This is a genomic window from Rhodoligotrophos appendicifer (assembly GCF_007474605.1).
Taxonomy (GTDB): domain Bacteria; phylum Pseudomonadota; class Alphaproteobacteria; order Rhizobiales; family Im1; genus Rhodoligotrophos; species Rhodoligotrophos appendicifer.
In genome coordinates this window covers 37,168-49,308 of the sequence record NZ_VHKL01000019.1, presented here as the reverse complement: position 1 = coordinate 49,308, position 12,141 = coordinate 37,168, and the positions used below count along the sequence as shown (strand labels likewise).

The 12,141-nt window shown below is 57.1% G+C and carries 5 protein-coding genes and 1 pseudogene; 2 read left to right on the top strand and 4 right to left on the bottom strand.

Translation table 11 applies throughout. The annotated features are described in order from the left end of the window. Positions 1-397: 397 nt before the first annotated feature. A complete protein-coding gene (locus FKM97_RS25445; protein WP_205015307.1) occupies positions 398-2,473 on the bottom strand; it encodes a sensor domain-containing diguanylate cyclase in 2,076 nt (691 codons plus the stop codon). Between the two features lie 365 nt (positions 2,474-2,838). Next, on the bottom strand, positions 2,839-3,132 hold the full coding sequence (locus FKM97_RS25440; RefSeq protein ID WP_144295270.1) for a hypothetical protein: 294 nt from the start codon (positions 3,130-3,132) through the stop codon (positions 2,839-2,841). Positions 3,133-3,401: 269 nt separating this feature from the next. Between FKM97_RS25440 and FKM97_RS27120 the strand changes: the two genes are divergently transcribed. Then, a complete protein-coding gene (locus FKM97_RS27120) occupies positions 3,402-3,695 on the top strand; it encodes an MgtC/SapB family protein (protein ID WP_342783579.1) in 294 nt (97 codons plus the stop codon). A 37-nt stretch (positions 3,696-3,732) separates the two neighbouring features. Here FKM97_RS27120 and FKM97_RS25430 read toward each other — a convergent pair whose 3' ends face one another. Together FKM97_RS25430 and FKM97_RS27305 are read right to left on the bottom strand one after the other, a co-directional pair. Continuing rightward, the gene (locus FKM97_RS25430) at positions 3,733-4,548 is read right to left on the bottom strand and encodes a site-specific integrase (protein ID WP_246105266.1); all 816 of its coding nucleotides are present in this window, start codon (positions 4,546-4,548) and stop codon (positions 3,733-3,735) included. A gap of 168 nt (positions 4,549-4,716) precedes the next feature. Next, positions 4,717-4,971: pseudogene (locus FKM97_RS27305) on the bottom strand (Arm DNA-binding domain-containing protein); the annotation flags it as partial. Between the two features lie 521 nt (positions 4,972-5,492). Here FKM97_RS27305 and proA point away from each other — a divergent pair. Next, the gene (gene proA / locus FKM97_RS25425; protein WP_246105265.1) at positions 5,493-11,471 is read left to right on the top strand and encodes an anti-phage protein ProA; all 5,979 of its coding nucleotides are present in this window, start codon (positions 5,493-5,495) and stop codon (positions 11,469-11,471) included. Positions 11,472-12,141 lie beyond the last annotated feature (670 nt).

Genomic DNA, 12,141 nt, shown 5'->3' with positions numbered 1-12,141 from the left:
CAGCCTAGCCAATGGACGGCTTTTACTCCGCCCGCACCGCCATCACGTCGGCGCTCCATGGCCTAATTTGTCACCGCCCTGCACAATCGGCCTTCTATCGGCCTTCTATCGGCCTTCTATCGGCCTTCTATCGGCCTTCTATCGGCCTTCTATCGGCCTTCTATCGGCCTTCTATTGGCAATCCTTGACAGCCGCTGTTTTCCATCTGCTTCCTCGCTGGGGACTGGAGCCTTCAGTTCTACGATCGAGCGGTTGAACCGCTCCAGCGCTTAACGTAACCGTAGCACACCCGCATCGCCAGAAATCGGCCGTTTCGATCGCCGTAGCCAGATCCCGAAAGCCGCAAACCAAGCGATCAATGTTGACAGCCCGCGCTCAAAAGAAAGTGCAACCGCATTCAAGCAACCGCAATCTGATTTCGGCCCGCGGCCTTCGCTTCATAGAGAGCGCCGTCAGCCGCTTTGATCAGATCGCTAACTTGGGTAGTGGCAAACGGCACCCGAACAGCCAAGCCCAAGCTCGCAGTAACCACTCCAAACGGGCTCTTCGGGTGGTCAATGTTCAGCGCTTGGATACCCAGTCGAAACTTCTCTGCAATGACAAGTGCTCCTGTCGTATCGGTATCAGGAAGCAGGATAGAGAATTCCTCACCGCCGACCCGCGCGGGAAAATCAGTGGATCTCCGCGCTTCTCCGACAACCGCGCTGACCTGCCGCAAACACAAGTCGCCCGCTGGGTGCCCGAAGTGGTCATTGTATTGTTTGAAGAAGTCGAGATCGAGGGTGATGAGCGATAGAGATGTGGAGTGGCGCTGTGCCCGAGCCCATTCGTAGTCGAGACGGGCATCAAACGCTCGTCGATTGGCAATTCCGGTCAAGCTATCCGTCGCGGCCAGGTTTGCCAGCTGCTCGTTGGCGCGTTGCAGCAGAGTATTGAGTTCCCGGATCCGCTGCTGCTGCAGCACGAATGCGAGACGACGTCCAAAGCTCCTCAGCATTTCGACTTCTGCTGCGCGCCATGGCCTCGAGCGCCCTCGTACTGTTTTGCGCCAGGTCTCGAATGATTTTCGGGGGTTCAGCGTGCCGAGCCGTGCGTTGAGCTCCAATGGCTCACTAGGGTTTCCTGCCCAGCGGATCTCCTCGACCTGCTCGGCCTTGAACCACATCAGCACTGGGGCGTCGTCGCCTGTCAACAGGATCGACAGAAGACCGCTTCCCTCGCGCTCGAACTCAGCCGCTCCGGGATACTGCTCTTGCATGCTGTCGCTGACAAATATCTCGCCGGCTGCAAGTCGATCTCGCAGCCATTTGGCAAGGGCGCCTCGCGCGGAATGGGACGGAACACGGCCGGCCGTAGCCACGCTCCCCTTCCAGTCAATTGCGACCCCGCTCGCATCAAAGAGCTCTTGCAGGGCGGAGCAGCTGTTTATCAGGGTCTTATTAGGCTCATTGCTGTTGTGAAGCTCACGTAGCAGTCGTTCCGCAGCGGAGCCGAGATCGCGAGAAAGTAAATGATCGTCCGCTTCCGATAGTGCCCGGATCTTCTGTGATAGGTTCTGTGCGACGTGCTTGCACAACTCCCTGGCCACATAAGGTACCTGCATTGGTTGTCGATTATGGCAGGCGATCAACCCCCAGAGTTCTCCCCGAATAATCAGGGAGACCGACATCGACGCGCCCACACCCATGTTCTTCAAGTACTTGATGTGAACCGGGGACACGCTGCGGAGCGCGCAATGGCTCATGTCCAGGGGGGAATTGGTAGCCGGCAGAAGCAACGGCTCGAGAGGGGCGGCAACATATTCGACGTCTGGAATCACTCGGATCGGACTTCGTAGATAGAGCGAGCGTGCCTGCGCCGGTATGTCCGAGGCCGGGAACCTGTGGTTTAGGAATGACGACCGACCTTCGGCCCGGGACTCGGCCACCACCGACCCCGAACTGTCCGGCAGGAACTGGTAGACCATGATGTGATCATATCCACTTATCCGGCGCACTTCCGCGGCAGCGACCCTGACCGCTTCGAGTAGGCTGCAAGCCTCGCTGATCTGCTCGCTGATCGAGCTTATGCTTGCAAGCACGAAGGCTGCTGCCATGGGCTCAACGGCGGGTTCCAATTCGAGAACGGCAGCCCCGTCGACCAGATGGGCAGTCAGTGTTAGCGAGCCAATCCCACCATTGCACTCGGCAGTGCCCAGATAAGTTGGCTCGCGCTGCATCACCACCCCGGATTCGGCCCTTTGTGTGCTCAGAGATCGTCCCAGCACCTGTTTTACCGATTTGCCTAGCGGTGAACCTCGAATTCCGAGAAGACCCGCTACGTCGCCGGCGCTTTGGACAATTTCTTCGGAATTGGGATCGAGGACCAGTAGCACTCCGTGCGGCTGTATCGAACCAGGCACATGGATGGGCTCGCGTTCGCACCCCTCTTTCAGATCAAGCGTTTCGTCACCTTTCGTGGATGCGGCTTTCACAGCATTGCACACTGTCGCCCTGAGCCCCGCCACCTATCGTCAATGAAAACGCATGCGGCCGCTTCGACTGAAAATTCGGGCTTGATTGTCATAAAACAGCTCACAATGGTCGAGGACTCTTGGAACGTTCACCGCTCGGCATCAGCCTTTATGTATCGCAGAAGCTCTGGCGACCCAAATACTGAAACATCGTTGTATCGGAGTGGTTCCAGGGGTGTTGGATTGATAAAAGGCAGCTTACTGCTGATTGTTAACTTAAATCGGCAGACGCTACTGACCCGCCCAAGCCGAAAGCCGTATGCCATTTCGAATGGAGGGTCTCGGATCGCGGGGAAACCGCGCTGAAAGGCATTTGCCGGATGGCGTTATCGCGAGATTCGACTAACCGCAATCCGCCTCCATAGGCCGAAGTTCGAAATGGCATCGTCTGCTAGTCCTTCACCTTCACCGATGTGACCTCGATGCAAGGAATTCATGGCAATCGATAACTCACTTGTTCGCCCACCTAGCTCGGCGCTGTCCGAACCATCGGCCATGTGCACCATAACGCGCAGTATTGCATCGGTCGCGGTGATTGGGTCGCCTTGCAACGTGACCTCTACGGAGATGCTGATATTCTTGATTCTTAAACCTCTCTCGGCAGCAACGTAGCGCATCATTGGCGAAGCATCCGCCGATCGTAAGGCCCAACAGTTGGGCTGTATTGAAACCGAGCCCGAAGCCGCCTGCTCTGGCCAAGGCTCGATCGATTACGATCGTCTGCTACCCGCCCACCCTAAAGCGGCTTCCGTGCCCTCCAACTTCCTGATCTCGATCGTGTAGAATGCATCATGTGCCCCGTGACCCGAGCCCGAAAATGGCGGAGCTTCTCATCAAGGCTGGTTGAACTGCAATCCGTCATCTGTTCTTGCCGAAGCGCTAAGCGGCGATCGCCGAGGCACCGAGTGCCGCTGGCAGCAATCTGCTCCATGCCGATCGAGGATATGTCGCGGGTGCTGCAGGGCATCGTGCAGGGTATCGGGTTCCTGGGCGCAGGTGCCATTATTATCCGAACCGCGCAAAAACCCGTAGAGGGCTTACCACGGCTGCTAATATTTGGGCCACCGCCGGGATTGGAGTAATTGCTGGCCTGGGACTGGAAGCAACTGCTGTTTTGTCGGCAGCAATTATCCTTATAATCCTCGCAGTAGTTCCGCTCTTAATTCCAAACAAAGAGCAGTGACGAACTGGACCTTGCCCATCAACAACCGGTGAACACCTCACCTTTCTTTCAACGCGTCGGGAACGGGTGCCATGACTTCAGTGAGATGGCGGCCGATTGCCTCCGACGCACGGCGGACCGGGTCATCGGCGAGATGAGCATAGCGCTGAGTGGTGAGGGGTGAAGAGTGTCCCAGCAACTTACCCACGATCTGCAGCCCGAAGCCGGCGCTTGCTCCTATGCTGGCGTGTGTATGACGAAGATCGTGAAGCCGAACATCGTTCAGGTTGGCAGCCTCGCGGATGTGATCCCAGGGACGCTTGAGATCGCGCCTCGGCTTTCTCGGATCCTGACCGGCAACGACATAATCGCCAACTCGATCCAGGCCCTTCAATATCTCAATGGCAGCACCGTTCAGGATCACAGGCTTTCGCCCCGTCTTAGAATCTGCCAGGAACAGCAGCCCACGCCCGAAATCCACCTCATCCCAGCGCAGGTTTAGGATCTCGCGAAGGCGGCAACCCGTAACGATGAGCAGCCGGATGGCGGCAATTGTGTGGGCGGGGTAGACGATGTTCCGGTTATCCACCTTGGCGAGATGTTTACTTTTTGGACCCGTCACGTTGATGGACCACGGCAGGCCCTCTGTTTCGGCTTGTCGCAGTACGGCGCCAAGGCGTCCGAGTTCTTCTGAAGTGAGGAACCGCTCCCGTCCTTGCTCCCGGAAGCGCTCAATGTCAGCAACAGGATTGAAGTTCTTAGGAACGAATCCATGCTTTGCACCCCAGCCATACACACTGCCGAGGTAGGCGAGGACGCGGTTTGCCCGATATGGTCGATCACTTAGCTTGAGATGAAGCTTGTTGAGTTCCATGGCGGTAACTCCCTCGGCCTTCAGGCTGCCTAGCGTCGGGAGGACATGCTTCGTCAGGCCGCTCTCATAATCCGTGCGGGTTGAGGGCTTGAGCTTCGGTCCATGGCCTAGGAGATACGCACCAATCAGATCCGCGACGGTTGGAGAACCTCTTGCCTCGTGACGGACCTTGCCTGGATCCTTTCCGAGGACGGCCGATCCGAGAACACGCCTTGCTTCTTCTCTCGCCTGCTCAGGCGTAAGAGTACCATAGCGGCCTAGCGTGTACTGGCGCCGAACGGTGCCGGCTTGATACCGACAGATGAACGTTACTCGGCCCGAGGCTTCGACCCTTACGCCGAAGCCAACCAACGACTTATCCCAAACGAAATATCGAGTTGCACGGGGTGCCAACCCGTCAATGCTTCTCTTGCTCAGCTTCATGACAGACCACCGACTTCACCGAAATGGCGTCAACATGGCGTCAGGACAGCAGGCAATGTCAAGGGGCGTGATACGACAACAGAGGATATAACTATCTAGTATATAACGAAAAATGACATATCGTATAATCTTATCCAAAAGCATGAAACTCGAACATTCAGACTACGAATCTGGGGGTCAGGAGTTCGAATCTTCCCCGGCGCGCCACTTTAAAATCAGTGACTTAGCTCCTTTTTGGGATGCTCCTGGGCCGCATCACTTCGACCGGAGGTCACAAATAGGTCACAGCCGCAGCAAAAGCTCCTCCACATAAGTTTTAGAGTTTATGCGTGGGCACGTAGTTGGGAATGGTGTGTGTCAACGAAGTGAGCGCTTTCGCTCGCTCAAATACCTCCGCGACGCGGGAGGCGGTCCCCAGAAACTTTTCACAAATATCCTCTAATCGCTGGCCGTTCTGCCGAGGACATATATCGACAACTATTCGGACAACCGATAGCCTGCCGAAAATTTAGGGGGCAGAAATGTTGGGAGAAACAGTCAAGCTCGGGTGGACTGTTTCAGATTACCTCAGCATCGCATTCTATCAGAACTCGATTCCAGTTATCTACGAATTGACAGTCGAGAACCTGTCGGATCGTAGCCTAGACGATTTGGTTCTGAACCTCCGCAGCGAGCCTGCGTTTGCGGCCTCTCTGTCGATCAACATCGATCAGGTCGCCGCAGGCTCGACGCGGCACATCGCGCCTGTGGATCTCACGCTCGAAGCGGGATACCTCCGCCGTTTAAATGAAGGGATGAGAGGCACGCTCTCTCTTGTCCTTGAGCAGCGAGGAACCGTCCTGCTCGAGAACACGATCGAGCTCCAGCTTCATCCGCCATCTCACTGGGGCGGGTCGGGTGCGGCACCCGAGCTTCTCGCGGCCTTCGTGAGGCCGAACGAGCCGGTGATCGATACGATTCTGCACAATGCGTCGATCAAGCTAGCGTCTGCCGGAAAAAACTCTGCAATCGATGGTTATCAGGCGAGGAAGCGAGAGCGGACCTGGGAGCTGGCGAACGCCATCTGGGCGGCGATCGCCGATTGTGGCCTAACTTATGTGCTGCCGCCGGCAAGCTTTGAACGTTCGGGGCAGAAGGTCAGATCCCCGGGTGTAATTATTGAACGCAAGACAGGCACTTGCCTCGACCTCACGCTGCTCTATGCCGCCTGTCTAGAACAGGCCGGATTGAACGGATTGCTGGTTCTGACAAAGGGCCACGCATTCGTCGGCCTTTGGTTGAACGCTGAAGATTTTTCCACGGTCGCCGTGGATGACATGCAAGTCCTTCGCAAGCGCCGCGATGCGCAGGACCTGATTTTCGTCGAGACGACGCTTCTGACGCGTAGGCCTGCTGCCACATTCAGTGCCGCCATCAAAGCAGGATCCGCTCACGTTGATGAGAATGGCGAGACGCTCGAGATCGCGGTCGATGTCAAACGTTCCCGCTGCCGAGGGATAAAGCCTCTCGAGCTTGCGGAGCAACCCGCTGGCGGATCGATATTGACGCAATCTCAGTCGGCACCGCCACAGGAAATAGAGGAACCGCCACAGTTTGCAGAGAACATGTCAGTCGCCGAAGCCACCGATTTGCCGATCGACCGGTTGGAGCGATGGAAGCGAAAGCTGCTCGATCTCTCCCTTCGCAACAAGCTTCTGAACTTCAAGGATGCCAAGAAGTGCATTCCGATCGAGTGCCCGGATCCCGGCGCCCTCGAGGACCACTTGGCGAGGGGGATGGAATTCAAGCTGCACGCTCGCACCGACGTGCTCGGGGAGGGGGATCAAAGGGACGCTGCCCTTTACCGCGAGAGACATCATGACGATGGGCGCCAACGCTATCTGGTGGAGGCGTTGGCGAAGCAGGATCTGCACACCTTCTGTGGCGAAACAGAGCTCGCCTCGCGCCTGACGGACCTGTTCAGGGCGACGAACACCGCGTTTGAGGAGGGTGGATCAAATATCCTCTTCCTCGCTATGGGCTTCCTCAAATGGACCCAGAAGCCGAGTGGTCCGACACTCCGCGCGCCCTTGCTACTTATCCCTGTTGCACTTGCGCGCAAGAATGTCCGCGCTGGGTTTCGCCTGAAGCTCCATGAGGAAGAAGCAAGATTTAATCCGACGCTGCTGCAGCTACTCCGCCAGGATTTTAAGTTGGCGATCCCGGAGCTCGAACAAGGGCTTCCAACTGATGAGAGCGGGATCGATGTGGAGAAGGTTTGGCGCATTATGCGTGCCCATGTTCGGGACCTGAAAGGCTGGGAGGTGACGTCGGATGTCATCCTGTCGACCTTCTCCTTCACAAAGTTTCTCATGTGGAAGGACCTTGTAGAGCGGATGGAGACGCTCAAGCGAAGCGCAATCGTCCGCCACCTCATCGATACGCCGAAGCAGCAATACGGTGACGGAACCGATTTTCCTGATCCTGCAGCCCTCGACCGCACCTACCATCCAGCCGACATCCTGACGCCTCTGTCGTCGGATTCATCCCAGCTTGCGGCCGTCATGGCAGCTGCGGCGGGAAATGATTTCGTTTTGTTCGGCCCTCCTGGAACCGGCAAGAGCCAGACGATCGCCAACATGATCTCGCAATGCCTTGCGTCAGGCAAGACGGTGCTGTTCGTCGCTCAGAAGACCGCAGCGTTGGAAGTCGTCCAGCGCCGCTTGAAGGACATTGGGCTTGGCGAGTATTGCTTAGAAGTTCATTCCACTAAAGCCCAAAAATCTGCTGTCCTCGGTCAGCTGCGCCAGGCGTGGCACGAGCGCAGCGCCGTGTCAGTCGAGGAATGGGAAGGCGCTACGCACATTCTGGCGGCATTGCGGGATGATCTCAATGGCCTGGTCTCCAGTCTGCATCGTCGCCGAAGCAATGGGCTTTCTGCCCATGATGCCATGAGCAAGGTCATTCGTGCACGCGACGCCTTCAGGCAGGTCGACCTGCAGTGGCCGCCCATGGAGATCGACCGGGATCAACTCTCGGCAATGCAAAAGGTCTGCCGCGAGCTTAAAACCGTTCTTCGCGCGCTCGGCGACGTAAACGCTCATCCATTGCAGGGGCTTGCCATTACTGCTTGGAGCCCGAAATGGCGACAGGAGATGACGAATGCAATTGATGAGGCGCTCAACTCGATGAGCGCCCTGCGCGAGTCCGCCCAGGCGTTTTGCCAGTATGTTGGGCTGCCCCATATTCTGTCTTTGTCCGGCCTCCAGCACCTGGTCGCTTTTGGTGCCATGTTGATCGGCGCCGCCGGCCACGACGGCCACCTCTTTCTCACCGACCGATCAGCCGCCATCAAAGATGCGATTGGCGAACTGACGAGGCTTCAGAAGTCTGCAAGCAAGCTCCGAAAGTCCCTTTCGGCGGAGTATCGGAGCTCAGTCTTCAGCAGGGATCTAGGCCGCATTCTCGATGACTGGACTGAGGCGAGCCAGTCCAACATCGTCTTGAGGGGCTCCCGCCAAAGGAAGGTTCTTTTGGAGCTCGAGCCTTTTGCGGTGTCCCCACTTCCAAAAGACATATCCACCGATCTCGTGATCCTGATCGAGCTGGCGGATATTGAAGCCAATGTCGAAGATCTGGCTCCGGTCCTGTCCGCACTCGGAGACGCTTGGGAGGGTCTCGACACCAGGCTTTCAAGTTTGGCTGCCGGCAATGAATGGGCGAATCGCATGCGCCTCTCTATCCGCTCGGCCGCACCGGCGCTTAAGATCGACGAGTCCGACCTGCGGGAGCATGTCATCAGCCTGCGCCGTGATTACGCACATATGTTTCGGTCACGAAGCGAGGCTCTGGCAGGTTTCGAAGGGCTTCAACGGGCGTGGCGGGAGTTCGATACTGCCAACAAGACTCTGTTACGGCTTGCAGGCCACGAGGCTGTCAACGCTTTCTTTACTGATGAAAATTGGATGGAAGATACTGCTAGCCTGCTCAAAGGTTGGCAAGGTAGCCTCGGCCAGGCAAATGTCTGGTGCCAGTGGACGAGTGCGCGTCGTGAGGCGGAAGCCGTCGGCCTGCAGGGCGTTCTGGCGGCTCTCGACGAAGGCAGCATTGCGCCGCATGAGATCGATCAAGCATTCGAGATTGCACACGCCCGCTGGTGGGCCGACACCGTCATCTCAGGGGATCCACGCCTCTGTTCATTTTTGGCGACACGCCAAGAAGATACGATTGCCGCATTTCAGGCAGCCGATGAGCAAGTGCGGGAGCTATCCAAGAGGATTGTTCGATCGAGGCTGGTGGGCAACATCCCGGGGCCGAACGCATTCGGCAACAACGAGGAATGGGGGTTTCTTGCGCGCGAGCTGGCCAAGAAGACAAGGCATCAACCTCTGCGGCAACTCTTCGCGAAGATGCCAACCACCCTCACTCGGCTCACGCCTTGCGTAATGATGAGCCCTCTGTCGATCGCGCAATACCTGCCACCGGACAGCCAACCCTTCGACGTCGTGATCTTCGACGAGGCGTCGCAAATTCCGGTATGGGATGCTATCGGCGCCTTGGCACGAGGGCGACAGTCGATCATTGTCGGCGATCCCCAACAACTGCCACCGACCAATGTCGGAGAGCGCGGGGTGGATGACCAAGACGATAGCGAGATCGAGGACCAGGAAAGCATTCTCGACGAGGCGTTGGCGTCAAACATCACTGCACGCGATCTCAACTGGCACTACAGGAGCCGACACGAGAGCCTGATCGCATTCTCCAATCACACTTATTACAATGGCAAGTTGGTAACCTTCCCTTCGCCAGTCACGGACGACGTCGCCGTGCGTTACGTGCATGTCCCGGGTGGGGTGTATGAGCGCGGGGCGGGGCGCGTCAATCGCAAGGAAGCTGGAGCGGTCGTCGCGGAGATCGTGCGCCGCCTGAAAGATCCGGGATTTGTGCTCGCCAAATTGTCACTTGGTGTTGTCACCTTCAATGCGGCGCAGCAGAAACTTATCGAAGATCTGCTCGAGCAGGAGCGGCGCAGCCTCCCAGACATCGAGCTGTTCTTCGACGCGGCCCAATGGCATGAGCCCGTATTCGTCAAAAATCTGGAGAATGTGCAAGGCGACGAACGGGACATCATTTTCTTTTCGATCGCAGTCGGCCCCGACCAGGCAGGGCGTGTGACGAGCACGATCAGCTCATTGAACAAGGAGGGAGGGCATCGGCGCCTAAATGTCGCCATCACTCGGGCGCGTCAGGAGATGGTGATTTTCGCCACTCTGCGGCCGGAGCAGATCGACCTTTCGCGGACGCGGGCGCGGGGCGTGTTGGATTTCAAGCATTTCCTCGAGTTTGCTGAACATGGGCCCAAAGCCATCGCAGAAGCCTTCTCACCAACCGGCCTAGACCCTGATTCGGACTTTGAGATTGCTGTGAAGTCCGAGCTCGAGTCACTGGGCTGGCAGGTTCATCCGCAGGTCGGCGTTTCAGCCTTCCGGATCGATCTGGGCATCGTTGATCCCGATGCACCCGGGCGCTATCTCGCGGGCGTTGAATGCGATGGGGCAACCTATCACCGATCGGCCACAGCTAGGGACAGGGACCGTTTGCGCGAACAAGTGCTGATTGGCCTCGGTTGGCGCATTCGGCGCGTCTGGAGCACCGACTGGTGGATGGATGCCACTAAGGCCCTGCACCGACTGCACGGCCAATTGATAACAGATCTTGAGGAGGCTCGGAAGAAGCGAGCGGCTCGCGAAGTGGAAGCATTGCCGCCGATGTTCGCTGAGACGGGTGCTGTTGAGCCGCCAGTCGACGCCGAGGGAACCGACGCGCCACCCAATACCGTGGAAGATGTCATCGCCTCGTCCTCGAATCCAAGGTTTGAAGCGTCCTTGTTGTTTTCCGAGGCTGAAGGTGGGGTGATCCGAGCCGACCTGCATGCCAGAAGCGTTGGTTTTGCTGATAGCAAGCGGCGTGTCCTACGCGAGCTCAAACGTCCAGACTTTCCGCCCTATGTAGAGGCGGACCTGCTTGCGGACGGGATTTCTCCTAATCCCAATGTTTTTTATGATGCTGCGTATCGGCCTAAGATTCGGGCGATGGCAGCCCAGATATTGACTGTCGAAGCCCCTCTCTATGAAGACATCCTCTTTCAAAAAATTGCCAAGGCACATGGGTTCCTTGGAACTGGGGTTACCATCCGTCAGACGATCCGGAGTGCTTTGGGCTCAATGCTAGAGAGTCGAACGGAGAATGAGCGCCGGGTGGTTTGGCTTGCCGGCCCAGTCACACCCCATGTTGTTCCATTCCGCATGTCGGACGCTAACGTCCGAAGCCACGCCGACATCCCGATCTGCGAGCTCGCCTCTCTTGCAGCGGCTTTTTTGCAGGAAGGGGGCGACGAGGAGGAGGTCGTTAGAAGAATGACGGGTCTCTTCTCCCTAAGCAAACTTCACCCGACAACTCGAAGTCGTTTCCTAGCGGCGATTGCGGCCAACAGGATTGACGGATCCAAAGTTTCAGAATGAAAGCTCGAATATCTGCCTGCACAAACTGACGTCCCTTCATCCTCATATTGAGAAAAGGAATTTTTAATCTTTGACCCACCGGTCGCCGGCATCTCAAGCGCAAACGATCAATAATTCGGGACGACACGGTGGTGCAGCCAGGCGCAAGAAGCGGGCTGCATGTCAGATGGGCCCAGGATTGCAGCGGAGGAGAGGCCTGTTCAGTATTTCCTGAACGATGTGCAAGTAAGAATGCTGCTCTGCAAGCTAAGACACGTTTGGTTCGGAGCACGCTGATCTATCGACTAAACCACACCTTCGAGACGCTCACCTTTCCGGAAGTTAGGTGGCAGACTACGCATAACTGAACCCGAGGGAACGAATGAGTCCAGGCGAAGCGATAGATTAGCGATCCCATAGACATGACTGCGCCTCTCAGATCATCATTAACAGACAGAGAAGCAGATCTCGACAATCGGCTGTGCTCATGGAGTTACAGAAGCGCGTTGCCCGCGTGATCTCGGAACGTTTTGCCCCGACGGTCATGTACCTGAGTGTGCGAGCGCAAAGGCCGTTAAGGATTGGCCCAGCCCTTTCTAGTGCCAGAATGCGGGCATCGGGTCCTGATATACCGCTACAATTGCTACGCTTACAGCAACTGTGCCAGCACGCATTGGGAAGACTGCCAGTC

Bases quoted from the DNA above. Each gene is read 5' to 3' on its own strand.
- FKM97_RS25430 (WP_246105266.1), bottom strand. From the start codon at position 4,548: ATGGAACTCAACAAGCTTCATCTCAAGCTAAGTGATCGACCATATCGG.
- FKM97_RS25440 (WP_144295270.1), bottom strand. From the start codon at position 3,132: ATGATGCGCTACGTTGCTGCCGAGAGAGGTTTAAGAATCAAGAATATC.
- proA (WP_246105265.1), top strand. From the start codon at position 5,493: ATGTTGGGAGAAACAGTCAAGCTCGGGTGGACTGTTTCAGATTACCTC.